Origin of the sequence: Enterobacter sp. ECC-219, assembly GCF_043966805.1 — a bacterium.
GTDB classification, from domain to species: domain Bacteria; phylum Pseudomonadota; class Gammaproteobacteria; order Enterobacterales; family Enterobacteriaceae; genus Enterobacter; species Enterobacter cloacae_N.
In genome coordinates this window covers 5006188-5027913 of record NZ_CP143680.1, presented here as the reverse complement: position 1 = coordinate 5027913, position 21726 = coordinate 5006188, and the positions used below count along the sequence as shown (strand labels likewise).

18 protein-coding genes and 1 other RNA gene are annotated in these 21726 nt (G+C 55.8%); 9 read left to right on the top strand and 10 right to left on the bottom strand.

The features are described 5' to 3' along the window. Nucleotides 1-21 precede the first annotated feature (21 nt). The gene (locus tag V1603_RS23830; RefSeq protein WP_028014533.1) at nt 22-417 is read right to left on the bottom strand and encodes a YraN family protein; all 396 of its coding nucleotides are present in this window, start codon (nt 415-417) and stop codon (nt 22-24) included. Continuing rightward, complete coding sequence (locus tag V1603_RS23825) at nt 375-2522, bottom strand: penicillin-binding protein activator (protein ID WP_163329741.1); 2148 nt, start codon at nt 2520-2522, stop codon at nt 375-377. The genes V1603_RS23830 and V1603_RS23825 overlap by 43 nt, the downstream gene beginning before the upstream one ends. Before the next feature lie 62 nt (nt 2523-2584). Between V1603_RS23825 and rsmI the strand changes: the two genes are divergently transcribed. After that, nucleotides 2585-3448 carry a 16S rRNA (cytidine(1402)-2'-O)-methyltransferase gene (gene rsmI / locus V1603_RS23820; protein WP_395313360.1) on the top strand — a complete coding sequence of 288 codons (864 nt, stop codon included), beginning with the start codon at nt 2585-2587 and terminating at the stop codon, nt 3446-3448. Between the two features lie 132 nt (nt 3449-3580). Here the strand turns inward: rsmI and V1603_RS23815 are convergent, their stop codons facing one another. The 8 genes from V1603_RS23815 to garD all read right to left on the bottom strand — a co-directional run bounded on the left by V1603_RS23815 (nt 3581) and on the right by garD (nt 11615). Continuing rightward, nucleotides 3581-4354, bottom strand: a complete 774-nt coding sequence (locus V1603_RS23815; protein ID WP_395313359.1) for a DeoR/GlpR family DNA-binding transcription regulator — start codon at nt 4352-4354, stop codon at nt 3581-3583. 110 nt (nt 4355-4464) lie between these two features. Continuing rightward, nucleotides 4465-5508 carry a galactitol-1-phosphate 5-dehydrogenase gene (gene gatD / locus V1603_RS23810; RefSeq protein ID WP_163329739.1) on the bottom strand — a complete coding sequence of 348 codons (1044 nt, stop codon included), beginning with the start codon at nt 5506-5508 and terminating at the stop codon, nt 4465-4467. A 41-nt stretch (nt 5509-5549) separates the two neighbouring features. Further along, the gene (locus tag V1603_RS23805; RefSeq protein WP_395313358.1) at nt 5550-6923 is read right to left on the bottom strand and encodes a galactitol-specific PTS transporter subunit IIC; all 1374 of its coding nucleotides are present in this window, start codon (nt 6921-6923) and stop codon (nt 5550-5552) included. A gap of 4 nt (nt 6924-6927) precedes the next feature. Continuing rightward, a complete protein-coding gene (gene gatB / locus V1603_RS23800) occupies nt 6928-7212 on the bottom strand; it encodes a PTS galactitol transporter subunit IIB (RefSeq protein ID WP_163329737.1) in 285 nt (94 codons plus the stop codon). A 27-nt stretch (nt 7213-7239) separates the two neighbouring features. Further along, entirely contained in the window at nt 7240-7707 is a 468-nt protein-coding gene (gene gatA, locus V1603_RS23795; RefSeq protein WP_116342229.1) for a PTS galactitol transporter subunit IIA, read from the bottom strand. 13 nt (nt 7708-7720) lie between these two features. Then, nucleotides 7721-8992 (bottom strand): tagatose-bisphosphate aldolase subunit GatZ, encoded by a 1272-nt coding sequence (gatZ, locus tag V1603_RS23790; protein WP_116342226.1) that lies wholly within the window; start codon nt 8990-8992, stop codon nt 7721-7723. A gap of 20 nt (nt 8993-9012) precedes the next feature. Next, nucleotides 9013-9867 (bottom strand): tagatose bisphosphate family class II aldolase, encoded by an 855-nt coding sequence (locus tag V1603_RS23785; RefSeq protein WP_395313357.1) that lies wholly within the window; start codon nt 9865-9867, stop codon nt 9013-9015. Between the two features lie 176 nt (nt 9868-10043). Then, nucleotides 10044-11615, bottom strand: coding sequence for a galactarate dehydratase (gene garD, locus V1603_RS23780; protein WP_116342220.1), 1572 nt, complete (start codon nt 11613-11615; stop codon nt 10044-10046). Between the two features lie 358 nt (nt 11616-11973). Here garD and garL point away from each other — a divergent pair, with 358 nt between their 5' ends. The 8 genes from garL to pflB all read left to right on the top strand — a co-directional run bounded on the left by garL (nt 11974) and on the right by pflB (nt 21675). Beyond that, nucleotides 11974-12744, top strand: coding sequence for a 2-dehydro-3-deoxyglucarate aldolase (gene garL / locus V1603_RS23775; RefSeq protein WP_116342217.1), 771 nt, complete (start codon nt 11974-11976; stop codon nt 12742-12744). A gap of 21 nt (nt 12745-12765) precedes the next feature. After that, complete coding sequence (garR, locus tag V1603_RS23770) at nt 12766-13656, top strand: 2-hydroxy-3-oxopropionate reductase (protein WP_116342215.1); 891 nt, start codon at nt 12766-12768, stop codon at nt 13654-13656. A gap of 59 nt (nt 13657-13715) precedes the next feature. After that, an RNA gene (gene rnpB, locus V1603_RS23765) (RNase P RNA component class A) lies at nt 13716-14092 on the top strand. A 686-nt stretch (nt 14093-14778) separates the two neighbouring features. After that, a complete protein-coding gene (tdcA, locus tag V1603_RS23760) occupies nt 14779-15699 on the top strand; it encodes a transcriptional regulator TdcA (protein WP_163329732.1) in 921 nt (306 codons plus the stop codon). 96 nt (nt 15700-15795) lie between these two features. Continuing rightward, nucleotides 15796-16785: a bifunctional threonine ammonia-lyase/L-serine ammonia-lyase TdcB gene (gene tdcB / locus V1603_RS23755; protein WP_096217841.1), complete on the top strand. Its 990-nt coding sequence runs from the start codon at nt 15796-15798 to the stop codon at nt 16783-16785. A gap of 9 nt (nt 16786-16794) precedes the next feature. Continuing rightward, nucleotides 16795-18126 (top strand): threonine/serine transporter TdcC, encoded by a 1332-nt coding sequence (gene tdcC, locus V1603_RS23750; RefSeq protein WP_395313356.1) that lies wholly within the window; start codon nt 16795-16797, stop codon nt 18124-18126. A gap of 30 nt (nt 18127-18156) precedes the next feature. Beyond that, entirely contained in the window at nt 18157-19365 is a 1209-nt protein-coding gene (gene tdcD, locus V1603_RS23745; RefSeq protein ID WP_395314011.1) for a propionate kinase, read from the top strand. Nucleotides 19366-19380: 15 nt separating this feature from the next. Next, on the top strand, nt 19381-21675 hold the full coding sequence (pflB, locus tag V1603_RS23740; RefSeq protein WP_395313355.1) for a formate C-acetyltransferase: 2295 nt from the start codon (nt 19381-19383) through the stop codon (nt 21673-21675). Nucleotides 21676-21726 lie beyond the last annotated feature (51 nt).

The window sequence follows — 21726 nt, the reverse complement described above, 5'->3', positions numbered from 1 at the left end:
GTTATCCCTTTTAAATCTTAATTATGCGTCTTCGCCAAAAGCGTTTTTAAGCCATTCGATCTCATTTCCGGTGAAGGCTATCACATCGAAACGGCAATCCACAGTATCAAAGCTCCCATTATGGCGGGCAAGCCACAAGTGGGCAGTCTGTAATAATTTATGTTGTTTGGCGAGCGTCACGCTGGCGGCAGCACCGCCAAAACGGGAAGACTGTCGAAAGCGGACTTCTACAAACACAATCACCTGACCGTCTTTCATGATCAGATCAATTTCGCCGCCGCGCCCGCGGACGTTAGCGGCGATAAAGCGCAGTCCTTTGCCTTCAAGCCAGCGACGCGCTTTTAACTCCCACGCATCGCCGGTCTCTTTACGGCTTAACTGGCCGGGACGATTTGCCCCTGCTGGTATTTGAGCCATGATAACTTCCTGTTAATCACGCAGTCCTGCGTCGCGGTCAGATCGCCGGTGTTGCCGTTAAGCTCAAAGCCCGGCACCTGACGCATCTGGGTGAAGTGGTTCGCCAGCGCCCACGCATCGACGCCCATCGCATACAGACGCGCCAGAGAGTAGTCGTTACGTACGGAGCTTAGCGCTTGCTGCATCAGCGCCGGGTTGCTGCCCGCCAGCATTGGAATTTCACTGTACTGCAGGCCGTCCATTTCCAGACGGAAATCCGGGCCCGCAGTACCTTGCGCGCTGCGGGAGCTGGCGTAGAGCGTTGCGCCGCTCTGGCTGCCGTTACGCATCGCAATCATCGGTTTGATAAAGGCGATCTCCTGCGGCGTGGCAACGATATAGGCCGCATCCACTTTACCGCCACCGCTAATCTGCGCGTCAGTAGGTGGGGCAGGGATGGTCAGCCCGCCAATGGTCACGCTCTGCTGCTGAGGCAGGCTGGCGGAAACCGGGCTGCCGTTAAGCGCAATACCCGCCCCGCCGTTGACGCCCGCACGCAGTTCAGAGACGGAACCGAATTTCTGCTGCAGCACGATGCCGCCGCCCAGCTTCTGCCACTCGTCGGCAAAGGCATTAGCCACGCGATCGCCAAGCGTACTGCGCGGGATCAGCAGCAGCGGAGCTTGTTTACCCTGCTCGTGGATATGACGCGCCGCATCGCGGGCTTCATCTTCCGGAGAAAGCGCGAAGTAGCAAATATTGGCCCGGTTCTGAACCTGTTCCGGCTGGTTGAGCGCCAGCACGTTCAGCGTGGTGTTGCTCTTCATCAGCTCTTCCACGTTATTTTTCAGCAGCGGGCCGACAACGATGCTCGCCCCGTCCTGCTGAACCTGCGCCAGCACCTGATCGAGCGGTTTCGAACTGGTGTCGTAGATTTTCAGCTCAGCGCCAGGGTTCGCGCTGGTGGTCGCCACGGCCTGCGGCTGAGCGGCAGGTTGGGATGCAGGTTGTACAGGCTGCTGTTGAGGCTGTTCTGCTGTTGCCTCAGGTGCAGGCGTCGCTTGTGTCTCAGCCGGAGGCTGTGCCGCAGGTGCTGCTGTAGCTGGTGGGGTAGTCGGTGCGGTAACCGGGTTTTGCATTGTGCCCTGCGCCGGCGTTTGCGCCGTGGTCAGGTCACTGGTCTCTGCGGCGGAGGGGCTGACAACGTCGTTTACGTTGGCCGCCTGGGCCGCTTGTACCGGTACCGCACTGCCCGTCACCGGCGAGGTGCCGTTTTTCGCCGCTTCAAAGCCCTGTTGAATCGTACGGCCAAACACGGCCGCCTGGCCATTTAGCGGCAGAAGCAGCGCGATTTTGCTGGTCGATGCTGGCTTAAAGTTCTGCACGTTTACCAGCTGGGTTGGCAGCATTTTCGCCCCCGGGTTCTGCGGGTAACGGGTCTGCCAGTCGGTAATACCGGCTTTCAGCATTTTTGGATCGCTGCGGTTGTTAAACCACATCTGCTGCAGATCCAGCCAGCCCTGCAGCACGTTTTCGTCCGCGTTGATGACCAGCGCCTTTGCCTGATCCTGGGTCATCGAGGCAAGTGCCTGCCAGGTGGCATCAATGTTTTTCTGCTTGTCGGCCCCGGCGAGCAGCGGCTCCTGGGCAATCAAGGCGCGCAGCAGGGTCAGGGAAGGACGCCCCTGTTCTGCGGTGATGCCCGCCTGCCAGAAGCGCGCCTGCTGGTTTTTATCCAGCGCGCTCAGGTCGATGCTCCCCAGGATCTTTTTCGCGCTCTCATAGTCTTTCTGCGCGACCTTCAGCTCGGCAGAGAGCAGGCTCTGCTCAAGACGCTGGGTATCGTTAAGCTCTTTCGGCAGTTGGCCGAACAGCTCGGCAGCCTGCTGGGTTTTGCCCTCTTTCAGCAGTGCACGAATGGCGAGTAATTGCCAGTTGATCCTGGTATCATTTGTACTCTGCGACATTTGTTGCAGATAAAAGCCAGAATCAGCCTGAGCGGAGCCCTGAAGATGGGCGGTGCTCTGGTCAGGTGCCTGGGTGCCACAGCCTGCAAATATCAGTGCTGCGAGCAGAAGCGGCACGCTGCGCGTGGCTTTTTTTCGAAGAAACGTTAACGGTACCATACTGTATCCAGTGATTTTTTTTACGCAATGCTCAATATTAAATCGGCAATACGGACGAAACAATGAAACAACACGAAACGGCAGATAATTCTCAAGGCCAGCTTTATATTGTACCTACTCCTATCGGGAATTTGTCTGATATTACCCAACGTGCCCTCACTGTATTGCAAGCTGTTGATTTAATTGCGGCTGAAGACACCCGACACACCGGTTTACTGCTGCAACATTTCGCGATTAACGCCCGATTGTTTGCCCTTCACGATCACAATGAGCAACAAAAAGCCGAAACGCTGGTGGCGAAGCTGAAAGAGGGCCAGAACATTGCGCTGGTCTCCGATGCCGGTACGCCGCTGATTAACGACCCTGGCTATCACCTGGTGCGTACCTGCCGTGAAGCCGGTATTCGCGTTGTGCCACTGCCGGGGCCGTGCGCCGCCATTGCTGCTTTGAGCGCGGCGGGTCTGCCGTCCGATCGCTTCTGCTATGAAGGTTTCCTGCCCGCCAAATCCAAAGGCCGCCGCGATGTGTTAAAGGAACTGGAGGCCGAGCCGCGTACCCTGATTTTCTACGAATCCACTCACCGTCTGCTGGAAAGCCTGGAAGATATGGTCACCGTCTGGGGCGAGAGTCGCTACGTGGTGCTGGCGCGCGAGCTGACCAAAACCTGGGAAACCATTCACGGTGCGCCGGTGGGTGAACTGCTGGCGTGGGTGAAGGAAGACGAAAACCGCCGCAAGGGTGAAATGGTGCTGATTGTCGAAGGGCATAAGGCGCAGGAAGACGCGCTGCCAGCCGACGCGCTGCGCACGCTGGCGCTGCTGCAGGCGGAACTGCCGCTGAAGAAAGCGGCGGCATTAGCGGCGGAGATCCACGGCGTGAAGAAAAATGCGCTGTATAAGCATGCGCTGGAGCAGCAGGGGGAGTGATCCATACTCCGCCTTTTTTGCCGGGCGGCGCTGCGCTTGCCCGGCCTACAAAATCTAGAGTGTCGGAATAAATGTCGTAATAAATGTCGGAAAAGAAAATTGCGCAGGTCATCCGCCGATCTGCGTCTTTCGCTAAACCGTAATGATCTCGGTGCCCGTTTTACCCAACAGTTCTTTTTCGTGCTTTCCGATCCCATCATCCGTTATCACACAGTCGATTTTTTCCATCGGCAACACCTGGTTGAACCCGCGGCGGTTGAACTTGCTGGCGTCCAGCACGGCAATCACCTTATGCGCTGCGGCAGCCATCACGCTGCTAATCGAATAGCCTTCATTGAACGTTGTAATGCCGTTGGTGGCATCAATACCGTCCGCGCCGACAAACATCAGATCCGCGCTTATCCCGGTCAGAGAGCGCTCGGCGATGGTGCCATGCATAGAGTGGGTTTTATGGCGCACGGTACCGCCACAGACCACGAGCGTAATATCTTTATTTTCCGAGAGGGCAAACGCGGCAGGCAGGCTGTTGGTGATGACGGTGATGTTGGCTTTTTTGGTGAGTGCTTCGGCGATGAGCATGGTGGTGCTACCGCTATCGAGAATGATCGTCATCCCTTCTTCAATCATGGATGCTGCAGTCTGTGCGATCCGCTTTTTCGGGTCGCTCGCCAGCTGATAACGATCCTCCAGTACCACTTCCTGATTTTCGCTTTCCGCCAGGCTGCTGCCGGGTCTTGCTGCGCCACCGTGAAAACGCGTGACCAATCCTTTTTCTTCCAGCAGGCGGAGATCTGTTCGAATCGTTACTTCTGAAATGCCAAACATATTTGACAGATCCAGCACCATGACACTGCCCTGAGCGTTGACGAGGTCAACGATTTTATTGCGTCGCTCAAATGAGTTCATATTGAATTGCCTGATAATTAACTGCCTCTATTCTAATCGAAGGGATGCGAAAGGTGTATGACAATATTCGAAAGCAAATGTGAGCCAGCTCAGGTTGCTGGCTCGAAGCACTACGCGAAGCGCAGCATGATTTTGCCCTGCATAGGCGCACCGTTTAGTCCTTGCACGGCCTGAGCAAAGCTGTCGCTATCGCCGGTATGAGCAATAAGGGGCTTTAGCTGCAGTTTTTTCTCTGTGAGCAGGCGGGCTGCGGTTTCCCATTCTTCACCCGGCCACGGGGCCGAATAATTCATCCAACTTCCCAGAAGCGTCAACTCCTTACGCAGTATCTTCCCAAATGTCGCCGCAGGTAAGTTCAGGTCGTGATGCAGCGTACCCACCAGAGCGACCTGGGCGCGCGGCCCGGCGATATCAATGGCGAGCGTGACGGTTTGCGGTGTGCCAGCAGTCTCCAGAACCAACTGATCAAACGGGTTGTCGCTCAAGGCGTTGAGGATGTCGTCTGCGCCCAGAGCTCGGCTATTAAACACCTGAGTTGCCCCCAGCGCTGTTGCCTGCGCGAGCTTATCGTCGTTGATATCGATCGCGCTTACGCTGTTGGCGCCCAATGCCAGCGCACACTGCATCGCCAGCAGGCCAATCGTCCCTGCGCCGACAATTATGACGTTCTTACCCTCGCAGCCGGAAGCGAGATGAAACGCGTGTAGCCCTACGGTTATGGGTTCAATAAAAGCGCCATCCTCAATTGCCATCTCTGCTGGTAGGCGGAACAGGTTTGCGCGCTTCACCACGATATATTCCGCGTTGCCGCCTTCGCTACGAGATCCGACAAACTGATACTGCTTGCAGAGCGAGTAATAGCCTTTTTCACATGCCGGACAGGAAAAGCAGGGCAGTAATGGCACGCAGGCAACCGGATCGCCTGCTTTGAGATCGTGCACTTCGGTACCACAGGCTTCGACATAACCGCTAAATTCATGTCCCAGGGTGATGGGATAATAATGCGCCCCTCCGGCAAAAATTCGCGGGATATCGGAGCCACATAATCCTGAGCAGGCAATGCGCACCTGCACATCATCCGCAGCCTGAATCTGAGGGATTGGACGTTCTTCAACACGCACGTTGCCCTCAGCGTGAATTACCACTGATTTCATATTCACTCCAGAAAAAGAGGGGGAGCTTGGCTCCCCGGATATCAAGACATCGTCTGGCTTTGCGGGTTAGCGACGTTCTTTTCTGCCGCGTTAAATACGCGGGCGCGTCGCCAGGTGAGCAGGACGCCGGTGAAGTAAATCGCGCCAATCACGATGAACCCCACCACGTTTTGCCAGGTGAACAATTGGATGAGCAGCCAGGTGACGGGTGAACCGCCTTGGTCCATGGAGGCCACCAGTCCGCCTGCTTTCAACGCGCCAGCATTTTGCGCAAGCTGGGTATGCAGGCCGATGGTCTGGGTCGCAATCCACAGCGTAATGCCCATGATGATGACGCCAGAGATAAGCGTGCGGAACAAGTTGCCCTGATGCACCGCGACCGCCATCGCCACAAAGAAGCCGATGGTGGCAAGGTCACCGAACGGCAGCACCTGGTTGCCCGGCACCAGAACCGCAATCAAAATGGTTAGTGGGATGAAAATCAGGCTGGCGGAGACGACGGACGTATGGCCCAGCAGCAGCGCCGGATCGAGACCGATCAAGAACTCCTGCCCACCAAACTTCGCCTGCAGACGTTTACGGGCATGTTTAGCAATCGGCGTCAGGCCATCCATGATGGGTTTGATGACGCGCGGCATCAGCAGCATCACGGCGGCGGTTTTAACGGCCAGCTGGAGAACCGATTTAGCGTCGTAGCCAGCCAGCATGCCAATAGCCAGTCCCATCACAAACCCAACCGTGACCGGTTCGCCAAACGGGCCAAAACGTTTTTGCACGTCGTCTGCGCTAAAATGAATACGCTTCACGCCTGGGATTTTGTCGATAATCGTATCGACCAGAACGGCGATCGGGCCAAGGTAAGCTGACGAGCCGTGAGGGATGGCGATCCCTTCCAGACCGAAAAAGTCCCGGGTGTCCTTAGCAAACCAGTCTCCAAGCTTGTAAACAAAGGCTGCGTGCACCACAACGCCCAGGATCCCCAGCCAGTAAGAGCCGGTTGCCAGGTGCAGCATCGCACCGGTGAAGGTCATGTGCCAGATGTTCCAGATATCGACGTTTACTACCCGGGTCATCCGCGTCACCAGCATGACAACGTTAACGCCAATGGCAACAGGGATAGCAATAAGTGCAATCTGTGATGCCCAGGTCATTGGGGATGAACCCGGCCAGCCGACGTCCACCACGTGCAGGTTAATCTGGAACTGCTCAGCCATCGCTTTGGCCGCCGGGCCGATGGAGTCAAGCATCAGGCCGATAACCAGCCCGATCCCGACGAAGCCGATGCCAATATGCAGGCCGGATTTAAAGCAATCGCCCAGCTTCATCCCCAGAAGCTTCGAGAAGATGATGATGACTATGGGCAGCATGACGGTGGGACCGAGGTCGAGAATATACCGCATGATTTCGGTAAACATGATCTTACCCCTCGAGGATGGTCAGAATTTTTTGCTGCAGGGCTTCGACGCCGACGCCGGATACAAACGGCATGCCGTGCACCACCGGGATGTCGCCAAAGGCTCTGTCAACTTTCGCCGTGGTACAAATTAGATCTGCGCCGTCCATATAGGTTTCGATTTCAGTCACCCGGCACTGGACCAGATCCAGTTCAATGTGGTGGGCTTCACACAGCTCTTTGATCTCTTCTGCTGCCATGGTTGAGGTGGCGACAGCACCGCCGCAAGCAACAATAACTTTGCGTTTCATAGGGTACTCCTTTTTATTATCAGTATGTTATGAAGCCTGGGCACAGGCGACAGGCTCAAGGATCGTCTCCCGGAAACGATCGGCCAGGCGCTCTGCGGGCACCGCCAGCAGCATGTCCAGCGTGTCCGGGTTTTGTAGCTCACTGAAAAGGCGGCGCAGCAATTTCATTTGCGCCGCAGGGTTTTCAACGATTAACGCGATGATGAGTGAGACGGCGACCTCGCCATCATCGTCAGCCTGCTGAAAATGCACCGGTTTGTCCGGGCGAATCAGGTAAATCGCGGGGCGTTTCGCATGTATGGCTTCGCAGTGCGGAATAGCGACCGCATGGCGTTCAAGAGCAATGCCGGTGGGGTAGTTCATCTCCCTTTCCATAAGGGCGGCAGGGTAGGTGGCGTGTACAACACCGTTAGCCAGCATCTCCTCGCCAATATGCGCCAGCGCCTGCTGGCAGGTTTCAAACTCAATTCCGGTACGGACAAAAACGTGACTCATACATTCTCCGGCATCAGACGGGTTCAGGGGTGCAGCCAAATCGATAGGCGCGTAATACATCCTGTATTTTGTCGATGATGAGATTTTGCGGTGTTGCGGCGATCTCATTCATCGACAATCGTTCGAACTGGACGGGCATAAACTGGCTGATCAGCCCCAGAGGCAAGGAGGTTGCGTTCAGATTAGCAATTAACTTCTCAACGCTCTGGCGAATGCGCGGGTGCGGCCAGTAGTAGCGAATGCGATCGGACAGGCTAAAGTGAATATCCACCATTGCCTGGCTCCAGGTGGGGCGGTAATACTTCTTCCAGTAATCCGGCTCGTTCAGCATGACTTCGTCGATCACGTCAAGCACATGGCTGCGTTGCTCAGGGGCGATGAGGGCCTTCTCCATTTGCGCGAGGGCAAAAATGGCTTCTCGCAGGGCAAAGGTAAGCGCCGGACCGACTTTCAGGATCGCGAAGTGATCGCGAACCAAAGCGCGATAGGCCTGACGAGTCTGGTAGTCGGTGGAGTGCGCCTCATAGACCATGGGGGTCTGGCGGATCCAGCCGGAAAGCGCCTCTGCCGCGTGCGGCTGGTAGTGAATAATTTGCGTATGGTCGAACTCCACGCCGGGTTGCACGACTATCGCAATCACGCGCGTCATCGCCTCGTCCAGACCGAGCGCGGCAAAGGCCTCACGATGCGTTTCCAGCGTCTGCGCGGCATCTTCCACACGGGTAACATGCACGCTGCTAATACTGCTGGCCTCACCGCCTGGAACGGGAACCTCAGTACCAATCACGTAGGTCAGCGCCGCTTTTTGTTCTTCAGTGGCCGTCTCTTCTGCCGCTTTACACAGTCGGGCAGCACGCTGTGCCACCACCCCTGGCGGGAGTGGAACAGGATCGTCGGCGCAGGACATGGAGGCGTCCAGGTGGATCTTGCTAAACCCTGCCGCGACATAGGCTTTGATCAATGCGATGGATTTCTCCATCGCCGCGTCTGCCGGTTCGTTTTGCCAACAGTTTGGCCCCAGATGATCGCCACCCAGGATCAAACGTTCATGCGGAAAGCCCACCTCTTTAGCAATCTTCAGAACGAAATTACGGAAATCAGCGGGTTTCATACCGGTGTACCCGCCGAACTGGTTCACCTGATTTGAGGTGGCCTCAATCAGTACCTTGTTGTCGGTATGCAGATCGAACCGCAGTGCGGCTTCGATAACCAGCGGGTGCGCTGAACAGACAGAACAAATACCGAGATGCTCTCCCGCCTTATGGCGGGCAATAATATCTTTCACATTTCCTCCGGGTCAGGACTTTAGAGTTTTCCTTCACAACCACAATCGTTAATGACTTTGCGCACCACCTCTTTCATGGCACGTTTGGCGGGCACCATGTAATGTCGCGGGTCACTGGTTTCGGGATGTGAAGCGAGATAGGTTTTCAGCGCATTCGAGAAGGCGATTTTGAGTTCTGTGGCAACGTTGACCTTGCAGATACCGAGGCGAATGGCCTGACGGATACCGGCCGTAGATAAACCTGAAGCGCCGTGCAGCACCAGCGGGATATCGACCTGATTGCGGATCTCTGCCAGACGTTCAAAATCAAGTTTCGGCGTGGCAGTGTAGAGGCCGTGCGCGGTACCGATGGCGACGGCCAATGAGTCGATACCCGTTAATTCAACAAATTCGCGTGCCTGTTGCGGGTTGGTGTAAAGCGCGTCTTTGCTGTCGACGACCAGGTCATCCTCCTGACCGCCAAGACGGCCAAGTTCAGCCTCCACGCTAACGTCGTAGCGGTGGCAGTAGTCTGTCACTCTCTTCACCAGCGCCACGTTTTCAGTGAACGGATGATGAGAGCCGTCGATCATTGCAGAGCGGACCCCTCTCTGTACTTTCTGCGCGATATCGTCGAAATCTTCGTGATGATCGAGGTGGATCGCCAGTGGCTGGTTATACGTTTTGGCCAGATCGCTGGCGATGGCGACCACGTTCCCGGTTCCGGCATAGCTAAACGTACCTGGCGTACCCGCGACGATCAGAGGGGAGCGCATCTCAGAGGCCGTTTCAACGACCACCTGCAGCGTTTCGAGATTATGAATATTGAATGCCGGTACGGCGTACCCTTCGCGCTGTGCTTTTAACAGCATCGCTTTCGACGAGATGATGAACATCTTTCCTCCGAAACCTTTCGTTTTGTTTATGCGAAAGAGAGTATAGGGTTTCGGAATGTTATTTTGTGATTGGTATCTTAAAAATGAAAGAATCGAAACGAAAGATAAGAATGCGAAAGAAATGAAAGAAAAAAAAAGCATGGCCGAAGCCATGCTAAGCGAGGTTTACAGCAAACTCACGTCACCGGCGCCGGGTTAAACACCGCCAGCTGATTATGCAGCCCCCACTGGTCCGAGAACGTTTTCTTCCGCCCGCTTGCCACGTCCAGAATAAAGTGGAACAGTTTCCAGCCCACGTCTTCAATACTCTCTTCCCCGGTGGCAATGGTGCCCGCGTTGATGTCCATTAAGTCATACCAGCGGTTTGCCAGCTCGGTGCGGGTCGCCATCTTGATCACCGGGACCGCCATCAGGCCGTACGGCGTACCGCGCCCGGTGGTAAAGACCTGTACCGTAATGCCGGACGCCACCTGCTGGGTGCCGCAAACAAAATCGCTGGCAGGCGTAGCCGCATAGATCAGACCGCGCCTGGTTGGCCGCTGGCCCGGAGAGAGCACTTCCACAATCGCGCTCTGGCCGGATTTAGCTATCGAACCGAGGGCTTTTTCCACCACGTTTGCCAGGCCGCCTTTCTTGTTGCCCGGAGAGGGGTTGGCGCTGCGGTCCGTTTTGCCCATATCGAGATAGCTATCGTACCAGGCCATCTCCTCGAGCAGGCGTTTCCCCACCTCTTCATTAACGGCGCGCGGCGTAAGGAGATGGATGGCGTCACGCACTTCGGTGACTTCGGAGAACATCACCGTGGCGCCGCAGCGCACCAGCAGATCGGACGCATAGCCCACCGCCGGGTTAGCCGTCACGCCAGAGAAGGCATCGCTGCCGCCGCACTGAGTGCCCACCACCAGTTCCGACGCCGGGCACGTTTCGCGCTGGCGACGGTTGAGTTTGTCCAGATGACGCTCCGCCACCTGCAGAATATCGTCGACCATCGAACGGAAACCAACGTGGCGTTCGTCCTGCAGGCGCACGATGCTGGCCTCGTCAGCCGGGATGGCTTTGACATCTTCGGTGCCCTGCAGCAGGCGCTCTGGCTGCAATTTTTCACACCCGAGACCAATCACCATCACCTCGCCGCCAAAGTTCGGGTTAAGGGCGATATTGTGAATGGTACGGATCGGCACGACCGCCGCTGGCGCGTTGATCGCCACACCGCAGCCGTACAGGTGGTTAAGACCCACCACGCCGTCGACGTTCGGATACTTCGGCAGCAGATCGCGCTCAATGATTTTCACTACGTAATCCACCACGCCCGCCACGCAGTGCACGCTGGTGGTAATGCCGAGCAGGTTTTTGGTTCCCACGCTGCCGTCCGCGTTGCGGTAGCCTTCGAAGGTATACCCCTCCAGCGGAGGAAGCGGTTCAGGAACGCGGGTAGCCAGCGGCAAGGTATTCAGCGGCGGTGCTTTGGGCAGTTCAACCAGCGATTCCTCAATCCAGCTACCCTGCGGGATAGCGCGTACCGCATAGCCTATGACTTCACCGTAACGGACGATTGCACCGTGGGCAGGAATATCGACCAGCGCGACCTTGTGTCCCTGCGGAATGTGCTCAATCAGCTCAAGCCCGTCCGGGAAGCGGGTGCCTGCTTTTAAGCCACTGTCGTTGACAATAATCGCCACGTTATCCGTATCGTGAACCTTAATATAAAACGCCGTCGGCGATGCCTCTCTAATTGCAATATCGGCCATTATTCACTTTTCTCCGGCAAAGTTTCAGCTATGAAATATAGCTCCTGGATAATCGTTTTCTTATCGAAGGAATAAAGCATGTCAGGACGGGAAAAGTGAAAATGTGATCGCGATCGTTTCAGGCGGACTAATCCTTGATTCTGTGCATTAGCGCCCACTGCTTTGTGCGTATGCTCAAAATAGCGTTGAGATGCAGCGTGATACTTGAGCATTAAGACAATGTGATGTCACACAGAGCCGATTATACTGAATGACGATTTTATTGCGCCAACATTCAGTCAGAGAAATAAATATAAAAAGAATCTGTTTCGAAATGAATAATACGGGCTAAAACTGCGGAATTAAAAAGGTATATGAGATGAATAACGATATCTTCCCGAATACGTTTAAAGCGGCTCTTGCGGCGCACCAGATTCAGATTGGCTGCTGGTCCGCGCTGGCAAACCCTATCAGCACCGAAGTGCTGGGCCTGGCCGGGTTCGACTGGCTGGTGCTGGACGGCGAACATGCGCCGAACGATATCAGCACCTTTATTCCGCAGCTGATGGCGCTGAAAGGCAGCCCCAGCGCCCCGGTAGTGCGTGTGCCCACTAACGATCCGGTGATTATCAAGCGCCTGCTGGATATCGGTTTCTACAATTTCCTGATCCCGTTTGTGGAAACGGAAGAACAGGCGGCGCTGGCCGTGGCCTCAACGCGCTATCCGCCGGAAGGGATCCGCGGCGTTTCCGTTTCGCACCGCGCCAACATGTTTGGCACCGTTAAGGACTACTTCGCTCAGTCCAATAACAACATCACCATTCTGGTTCAGATCGAGAGCCAGCAGGGCGTTGATAACCTCGACGCGATTGCAGCCACAAACGGCGTGGACGGTATCTTTGTCGGCCCAAGCGATCTGGCTGCCGCCTTTGGTCATCTGGGTAACGCCAGCCATCCTGACGTGCAGCGCGCAATCCAGCACATCTTTGCCCGCGCCAAAGCGCACGGTAAACCGTGCGGCATTCTGGCGCCGGTTGAGGCAGATGCCCGTCGCTACCTGGAGTGGGGGGCCACCTTTGTTGCCGTCGGCAGCGACCTCGGCGTGTTCCGCTCAGCGACGCAGAAATTAGCGGACGCTTTTAAAAAATAACCATCATTGAGGAAACAGATTATGACGCTGAAAGTGGGTTTTATTGGTCTTGGGATCATGGGTAAACCAATGAGTAAGAACCTCATCAAAGCGGGTTACTCACTGGTGGTATCCGATCATAATTCGCAGTCTGTGGCGGAGGTGATGGCGGCGGGTGCGGAAACGGCCACCACCGCTAAAGCCATTGCCGAGCAGTGCGATGTCATCATCACCATGCTGCCAAACTCCCCGCACGTCAAAGAGGTTGCGCTGGGGGAGAACGGCATCATCGAGGGGGCGAAGCCCGGCCTGGTGCTGATTGATATGAGCTCTATCGCCCCGCTTGCCAGCCGTGAAATCAGCGAGGCGTTAAAAGCGAAGGGCGTCGACATGCTGGATGCGCCCGTCAGCGGCGGCGAGCCGAAAGCCATCGACGGCACCCTTTCGGTGATGGTGGGCGGCGATAAAGCCGTGTTCGACAAATACTATGACCTGATGAAAGCGATGGCGGGATCCGTGGTGCATACCGGAGATATTGGTGCGGGCAACGTCACCAAGCTGGCGAATCAGGTGATTGTGGCGCTGAACATTGCCGCCATGTCTGAAGCGCTGACGCTGGCAACCAAAGCGGGCGTCAATCCGGATCTGGTCTATCAGGCTATTCGCGGCGGCCTGGCGGGCAGTACCGTGCTGGATGCCAAAGCGCCGATGGTGATGGACCGTAACTTCAAGCCGGGATTCCGCATCGACCTGCACATTAAAGATCTGGCGAACGCCCTGGACACCTCTCACGGCGTGGGTGCGCAGCTGCCGCTGACCGCTGCGGTCATGGAGATGATGCAGGCGCTGCGTGCCGATGGCCTGGGCACGGCCGATCACAGCGCGATTGCGTGCTACTACGAAAAACTGGCGAAGGTGGAAGTGGCGCGTTAATAGCATCTTACCCGCACCTGAGGGTGACAGCGGCGCGCAAACCCTCTATACTGCGCGCCGAAGCTGACCAGACAGTCGCCGCTTCGTCGTCGTCCCTTTCGGGGGAGACGGGCGGAGGGGAGGAAAGTCCGGGCTCCACAGGGCAGGGTGCCAGGTAACGCCTGGGGGGGAAACCCACGACCAGTGCAACAGAGAGCAAACCGCCGATGGCCCGCGCAAGCGGGATCAGGTAAGGGTGAAAGGGTGCGGTAAGAGCGCACCGCGCGGCTGGTAACAGTCCGTGGCACGGTAAACTCCACCCGGAGCAAGGCCAAATAGGGGTTCACATGGTACGGCCCGTACTGAACCCGGGTAGGCTGCTTGAGCCAGTGAGCGATTGCTGGCCTAGATGAATGACTGTCCACGACAGAACCCGGCTTATCGGTCAGCTTCAACTTCTCAGGAAACCCCGCTTCGGCGGGGTTTTTGCTTTCTGTGGTTGTAGGTCAGGGTAAGCGAAGCGGCAACCGGCACCGGGCAAACGACATCAATTCTCATATTTGCGACATTAAGCACATTTCACTGTTTTTATCCCTTCAATGTTTATCCTGAATCTGCAGGCGATCGCCATCACAAAATTTCACGCTGAAAAACAGTGAATTTACAGTATTGTCAATTTGTTATGATTGTTATCTGTATGATCCTGAATGTTTTCCTGGTTGATATGGATATATTGAAATCAAAAACATTCAGGCTGTGAATGTGTGACCTGTTCCACTCTTTATCAAAAGCTGGCCAAAAAGCCTCTGCAGAATTTGATAATTTGAAAGAATGTTTCAACTGAATAACGGTTATTTATTGGCCTTTAATTGCCTGAAAGATCGTCTTTATTGATTTTTTTAATGCAGGAAAATTTATCAAGGTTATTGCCATAAAATAAATTTATTACTCCTGTTTTTGTTGATCAATATCAGCGTAATGGTCTGCCTTAATGCGTTCATCTCATTGTTAGTAAAGTCTTTTTAGGGTTTTGATTATTCATGTGAATAGTGTGAAAAAGCAAATTGTGAGTAACAGCACATACCCCTTGAAACATTATTGAGTAGAATCCACCCCGTCATAGGGAAATAAGCGCAGAATATTATGAACACTATTATTCTACCGAAAACACAGCACCTCGTGGTATTTCAGGAAGTCATTAAAAGTGGCTCCATAGGTTCTGCAGCAAGACAGCTGGGCCTGACGCAGCCCGCCGTCAGCAAAATCATCAGCGATATTGAGTCCTACTTCGGCGTGGAAGTGATGGTACGTAAAAACACCGGCGTAAAACTCACTGCCGCGGGCCAGGTTCTGCTCTCGTACTCTGAGTCGATCACCCGCGAGATGAAAAACATGGTGAGCGAGATTAACAGCCTCAGTTTTAGCACCGTCATGGACGTCTCCTTTGGCTATCCGTCGCTGATTGGTTTCACCTTCCTGTCCGGGATGATCAAAAAATTCAGGGAAGTGTTCCCGAAAGCACGCGTATCCATGTATGAAGCCCAGCTCTCCTCTTTTCTTCCGGCCATTCGCGACGGTCGGCTGGATTTTGCCATCGGCACGCTGAGTGATGAAATGCTGCTGCAGGATCTGCACGTCGAGCCGCTGTTCGAGTCCGAGTTTGTGCTGGTCGCCAGTAAATCACGAACGTGCACCGGCCCGACGACATTGGCATCGCTCACGCACGAGCAGTGGGTGATGCCGCAAACCGATATGGGCTACTACAAAGAACTCCTGACCACCCTGCAAGACAACCACATCAGCATTGAAAACATCGTCCAGACCGATTCCGTCGTCACCATTTATAACCTTGTCCTGAATGCCGATTATCTGACGGTGATTCCGCGCGACATGATTGCGCCGTTCGGCTCGGACCAGTTTATTGTCCTGCCGGTGGAGGACGAATTACCCGTGGCGCGCTATGCCGCCGTGTGGTCGAAAAATTACAGAATTAAAAAATCGGCATCAGTTTTAGTCGAACTGGCAAAACAATATTCTTCGATGAATATCGAAAGACGACGATAAAAATAATCACGCTTTAAAACACCCGGGGCGCCGCTTTTTAACGCTCTGATACCCTGACTTTGCCTGAAAACAATGAATTATTATAACGAGGACATTATGCACATTACTTACGATCTCCCGGTAACCATTGAAGATATACAGGATGCCAGAAAGCGACTGGCAGGAAAAATCTATAAAACCGGCATGCCGCGCTCAAATTATCTCAGCGAACGGTGTAAAGGTGAGATATTCCTCAAGTTTGAAAACATGCAGCGTACCGGCTCGTTTAAAATTCGCGGTGCGTTTAATAAATTAAGCTCGCTGACCGATGCTGAAAAACGCAAAGGCGTCGTCGCCTGTTCCGCAGGAAACCACGCGCAGGGAGTGTCGCTCTCCTGTGCGATGCTCGGTATCGACGGCAAAGTGGTGATGCCAATGGGCGCACCGAAATCCAAAGTCGCCGCGACGCGCGACTACTCGGCAGAGGTGGTGCTGCACGGCGAAAACTTCAACGACACCATCGCCAAAGTGAGCGAAATCGTCGAGATGGAAGGGCGCATTTTTATCCCGCCTTATGACGATCCGAAAGTGATCGCCGGCCAGGGCACCATCGGCCTGGAAATCCTCGAAGATTTGTACGACGTGGATAACGTGATTGTCCCTATCGGCGGCGGCGGATTAATTGCCGGGATTGCCACGGCGATTAAATCCATCAACCCGACCATTAATATTATCGGCGTACAGTCTGAAAACGTTCACGGAATGGCCGCATCGTATCAGGCCGGAGAAATAACCAACCATCGCGTTACCGGCACGTTAGCTGACGGCTGCGACGTGTCTCGTCCGGGTAAATTAACCTTCGAAATTGTTCGTGAACTGGTCGACGACATTGTACTGGTGAGCGAAGACGATATTCGCAACAGCATGATTGCTCTTATTCAGCGAAATAAAGTGGTGACGGAAGGCGCCGGTGCGCTGGCCTGCGCGGCATTATTAAGCGGTAAGCTTGACCACTATATTCAGGGCCGTAAAACCGTCTGCATTATTTCCGGCGGCAATATCGATCTCTCCCGCGTTTCCCAAATTACCGGCTTCGTTGACGCATAAAGGTGACCTATGAGCAACACAGAAAGCATTATCGTTGGCCAGTCCAAAACGTCCTCCTGGCGTAAGTCTGATACTACCTGGACGCTTGGCCTGTTTGGTACCGCCATTGGCGCGGGCGTGCTGTTCTTCCCCATTCGCGCAGGCTTTGGTGGATTGATCCCCATTTTGCTGATGCTGGTTCTCGCGTTCCCGATTGCGTTTTACTGCCACCGCGCGCTGGCGCGTTTGTGTCTGTCCGGCAGCAACGTTTCCGGCAACATCACCGAAACGGTGGAAGAGCACTTTGGGAAGACCGGCGGGGTGGTGATCACTTTCCTTTACTTCTTCGCCATTTGCCCGCTGCTGTGGATTTACGGCGTCACCATTACCAACACCTTTATGACCTTCTGGGAAAACCAGCTCCAGCTGCCCGCGCTGAACCGTGGCTTTGTCGCGCTGTTCCTGCTGCTGCTGATGGCCTTTGTTATCTGGTTTGGTAAAGACCTGATGGTGAAGGTCATGAGCTTCCTGGTGTTCCCGTTTATCGCCAGCCTGGTGCTGATTTCCCTGTCGCTGATCCCGTACTGGAACTCGGCGGTGATCGACCAGGTCAACCTGAACGATATCGCCTTCACCGGTCATGACGGCATTCTGGTCACGGTGTGGCTGGGTATCTCCATCATGGTCTTCTCCTTTAACTTCTCGCCTATCGTCTCCTCGTTCGTGGTCTCCAAGCGCGAAGAGTACGAACCTGAGTTCGGGAAAGAGTTCACCGAGCAGAAATGTTCCAGAATCATCGGTCGCGCCAGCCTGCTGATGGTGGCCGTGGTGATGTTCTTCGCCTTTAGCTGTCTGTTTACGCTCTCTCCGCAGAATATGGCGGACGCCAAGGCGCAGAACATTCCGGTGCTCTCCTACCTGGCGAACCATTTTGCCTCGATGTCCGGAACCAAATCGACGTTCGCGACGGTACTGGAATACGGTGCCTCCATCATCGCGCTGGTCGCGATCTTCAAATCTTTCTTCGGCCACTACCTGGGCACGCTGGAAGGGCTGAACGGCCTGATCCTTAAGTTCGGCTACAAGGGCGACAAGAAGAAAGTCTCTGTTGGCAAACTGAATACCATCAGCATGGTGTTCATCATGGGCTCCACCTGGGTTGTGGCCTACGCCAACCCGAACATTCTGGACCTTATTGAAGCCATGGGTGCGCCAATCATCGCCTCTCTGCTGTGCCTGCTGCCGATGTACGCCATCCGCAAGGCACCGGCGCTGGCGAAATACAAAGGGCGTACCGAGAACATCTTCGTTACCGCGGTCGGCCTGCTGACCATTCTGAATATCGTTTACAAACTGTTCTAACCCATTGCTCAGGAAGAGCGGAGTCACATGATGATTGAGTTTCCGGTTGTACTGGTTATTAACTGCGGATCGTCCTCTGTTAAGTTTTCGGTGCTCGACGCCAGCAGCTGCGATGCCCTGATGACGGGCATTGCAGATGGGATCAACACCGGGAAGGCCTTTATTTCCGTGAACGGGGGGGAGCCGGCCAGACTGGCTCACCAGGACTACGAAGGGGCGCTGGCTGCCATCGCCCTGGAGCTGGAGAAACGCGACCTGATGAGCAGCGTGGCCTTGATTGGCCACCGCATTGCCCACGGCGGTGACCTCTTCAGCGAGTCGACCCTGATCACGGAAGAGGTGGTCGCGCAGATCCGCCAGGTCTCCCCGCTGGCGCCACTGCATAACTACGCCAACCTGAGCGGCGTGGAAGCCGCAGAGCGCCTGTTCCCCGGCGTGCAGCAGGTGGCAGTGTTTGACACCAGCTTCCACCAGACGCTGCCGCCGCAGGCGTATCTGTACGGATTGCCGTACCGCTATTTTGAAGAGCTGGGCGTGCGCCGTTACGGCTTTCACGGCACCTCTCACCGCTACGTGGCCGCGCAGGCGCATACGCTTCTCGGGCTGTCCCCCGATGACAGCGGCCTGGTGATCGCCCATCTCGGCAACGGGGCGTCTATCTGCGCGGTGCGCAACGGCGAAAGCGTCGATACCTCAATGGGTATGACGCCGCTGGAAGGGCTGGTGATGGGTACGCGCTGCGGCGACGTTGACTTCGGCGCGATGGCGTGGATTGCCCAGCAGACCGGCCAGTCCTTAGAGGACCTGGAGCGCGTGGTCAACAAAGAGTCCGGATTGCTGGGGATATCCGGCATCTCCTCTGATCTACGCGCGTTGGAGAAAGCCTGGCACGAAGGCAATGAGCGGGCGCAGCTGGCAATAAACACCTTTGTTCACCGCATTGCGCGGCATATTGCCGGTCACGCCGCGTCGCTGCACCGTCTGGATGGGGTGATCTTTACCGGCGGCATTGGCGAAAACTCGACGCTCGTCCGTGAGCTGGTGGCGGAACATTTGAAAGTGTTCGGCATCCACCTCGACGACGCCAAAAACGCCCTGCCGGGCAGCGCGGGTGAGCGCATCATCAGCACCGATACCTCCCGCGTAGTCTGCGCGGTTGTCCCTACCAACGAAGAAAAAATGATCGCGCTGGACGCTCTCCGTCTTGGGAAGGTTACTCCGGCCGCGGCTTACGCCTGATAAAGCGAGAATCACATGAAAGTAACTATCGATACGGGCGTCGCGCCCTACAGCGACGCATGGGCCGGGTTTCGCGGTGAAGAATGGAAAAACGCCGTTAACGTCCGCGATTTTATTCAGCATAACTACACCCCTTATGAAGGCGATGAAGCTTTCCTCGCGCAGGCGACGCCAGCAACGACGGCGTTGTGGCAGAAGGTAATGGTCGGCATTCGCCAGGAGAATGCCACCCATGCCCCGGTGGATTTTGACACCAACATTGCCACCACCATTACGGCCCACGGGCCTGGCTATATCGACCAGGATCTGGAGACGATCGTCGGTCTGCAAACCGATAAGCCGCTTAAGCGTGCGCTGCACCCTTACGGTGGGATCAATATGATCCGCAGCTCGTTCGAAGCCTACGGTCGGGAGATGGATCCACAGTTCGAATACCTGTTTACTGACCTGCGCAAAACCCACAACCAGGGCGTGTTTGACGTCTACTCCCCGGAGATGATGCGCTGCCGTAAATCCGGCGTGCTGACCGGTCTGCCGGACGGCTACGGGCGCGGACGCATCATCGGCGACTATCGCCGCGTGGCGCTGTACGGGATCGCTTATCTGGTGCGCGAGCGTGAGCTGCAGTTTACGGATCTGCAGGGCAGGCTGGAGCGCGGTGAAGATCTGGAGGCGACGATCCGCCTGCGTGAAGAGCTGGCGGAGCACAAGCGCGCGCTGCTGCAGATCGAGCAGATGGCGGCGAACTACGGCTTTGATATCTCACGCCCGGCGATGAACGCCCAGGAAGCGGTGCAGTGGGTCTATTTTGCCTACCTTGCCGCAGTAAAATCCCAGAACGGTGGGGCGATGTCGCTGGGGCGCACGGCCTCGTTCCTCGATATCTACATCGAACGCGATATGCAGGCAGGGCGGCTGAATGAAGTCCAGGCCCAGGAGCTTATCGACCACTTCATCATGAAGATCCGCATGGTGCGCTTCCTGCGCACGCCGGAGTTCGACACGCTCTTCTCCGGCGATCCGATCTGGGCGACGGAAGTGATAGGCGGCATGGGGTTGGACGGACGCACGCTGGTGACCAAAAACAGCTTCCGCTACCTGCACACGCTCCACACCATGGGGCCTGCGCCGGAGCCGAACCTGACGATCCTCTGGTCAGAACAGCTGCCGATCGCGTTCAAGAAATACGCCGCGCAGGTGTCGATCGTCACCTCTTCGCTGCAGTACGAGAACGACGATCTGATGCGTGCGGACTTCAACAGCGACGACTACGCCATTGCCTGCTGCGTCAGCCCGATGGTGATCGGCAAGCAGATGCAGTTCTTTGGCGCGCGCGCCAACCTCGCCAAAACGCTGCTGTACGCGATCAACGGCGGGGTGGACGAGAAGCTGAAGATCCAGGTCGGTCCGAAAACCGAGCCGCTGCTGGACGACGTGCTGGATTACGACACCGTGATGGCGAGCCTCGATCACTTTATGGACTGGCTGGCGGTGCAGTACATCAGCGCCCTGAATCTCATTCACTACATGCACGACAAGTACAGTTACGAAGCCTCGCTGATGGCGCTGCACGACCGGGACGTCTATCGCACCATGGCCTGCGGCATTGCCGGGCTGTCGGTGGCGGCGGATTCTCTCTCGGCCATTAAATACGCCACGGTGAAGCCGGTGCGCGACCACACCGGTCTGGCGGTCGATTTCGTGATAGAAGGGGACTACCCGCAGTACGGCAACAACGACGATCGCGTGGACAGCATCGCCTGCGATCTGGTGGAGCGCTTTATGAAGAAAATTCAGGCGCTGCCCACCTACCGCAACGCGGTGCCAACCCAGTCTATCCTGACCATCACCTCCAACGTGGTTTATGGCCAGAAGACCGGGAACACGCCGGACGGACGCCGCGGCGGCACGCCGTTTGCGCCAGGCGCAAACCCGATGCACGGCCGCGACAGAAAAGGGGCGGTGGCCTCGCTAACGTCGGTGGCCAAACTGCCGTTCATCTATGCAAAAGATGGGATCTCCTACACCTTCTCCATCGTGCCGCAGGCGCTGGGCAAGGATGAGCTGGTGCGTAAAACCAACCTGGTAGGGCTGCTGGACGGGTATTTCCATCACGAAGCGTCCATTGAGGGCGGGCAGCACCTGAACGTCAACGTCATGAACCGGGAAATGCTCCTCGATGCCATTGCGCATCCTGAGAATTACCCGAACCTGACGATCCGCGTTTCAGGGTATGCGGTGCGGTTTAACGCCCTGACGCGGGAGCAGCAGCAGGATGTGATTTCGCGAACGTTTACGCAGGCTATGTAATTCAGATTGCCATTGTGCCTCCTCCTTTGGGGAGGCTTTTAATTTCGTGAA

Bases quoted from the DNA above. Each gene is read 5' to 3' on its own strand.
- V1603_RS23830 (WP_028014533.1), bottom strand. From the start codon at position 417: ATGGCTCAAATACCAGCAGGGGCAAATCGTCCCGGCCAGTTAAGCCGT.
- V1603_RS23825 (WP_163329741.1), bottom strand. From the start codon at position 2,522: ATGGTACCGTTAACGTTTCTTCGAAAAAAAGCCACGCGCAGCGTGCCG.
- rsmI (WP_395313360.1), top strand. From the start codon at position 2,585: ATGAAACAACACGAAACGGCAGATAATTCTCAAGGCCAGCTTTATATT.
- V1603_RS23815 (WP_395313359.1), bottom strand. From the start codon at position 4,354: ATGAACTCATTTGAGCGACGCAATAAAATCGTTGACCTCGTCAACGCT.
- gatD (WP_163329739.1), bottom strand. From the start codon at position 5,508: ATGAAATCAGTGGTAATTCACGCTGAGGGCAACGTGCGTGTTGAAGAA.
- V1603_RS23805 (WP_395313358.1), bottom strand. From the start codon at position 6,923: ATGTTTACCGAAATCATGCGGTATATTCTCGACCTCGGTCCCACCGTC.
- gatB (WP_163329737.1), bottom strand. From the start codon at position 7,212: ATGAAACGCAAAGTTATTGTTGCTTGCGGCGGTGCTGTCGCCACCTCA.
- gatA (WP_116342229.1), bottom strand. From the start codon at position 7,707: ATGAGTCACGTTTTTGTCCGTACCGGAATTGAGTTTGAAACCTGCCAG.
- V1603_RS23785 (WP_395313357.1), bottom strand. From the start codon at position 9,867: ATGTTCATCATCTCGTCGAAAGCGATGCTGTTAAAAGCACAGCGCGAA.
- garD (WP_116342220.1), bottom strand. From the start codon at position 11,615: ATGGCCGATATTGCAATTAGAGAGGCATCGCCGACGGCGTTTTATATT.
- garL (WP_116342217.1), top strand. From the start codon at position 11,974: ATGAATAACGATATCTTCCCGAATACGTTTAAAGCGGCTCTTGCGGCG.
- garR (WP_116342215.1), top strand. From the start codon at position 12,766: ATGACGCTGAAAGTGGGTTTTATTGGTCTTGGGATCATGGGTAAACCA.
- tdcA (WP_163329732.1), top strand. From the start codon at position 14,779: ATGAACACTATTATTCTACCGAAAACACAGCACCTCGTGGTATTTCAG.
- tdcB (WP_096217841.1), top strand. From the start codon at position 15,796: ATGCACATTACTTACGATCTCCCGGTAACCATTGAAGATATACAGGAT.
- tdcC (WP_395313356.1), top strand. From the start codon at position 16,795: ATGAGCAACACAGAAAGCATTATCGTTGGCCAGTCCAAAACGTCCTCC.
- tdcD (WP_395314011.1), top strand. From the start codon at position 18,157: ATGATTGAGTTTCCGGTTGTACTGGTTATTAACTGCGGATCGTCCTCT.
- pflB (WP_395313355.1), top strand. From the start codon at position 19,381: ATGAAAGTAACTATCGATACGGGCGTCGCGCCCTACAGCGACGCATGG.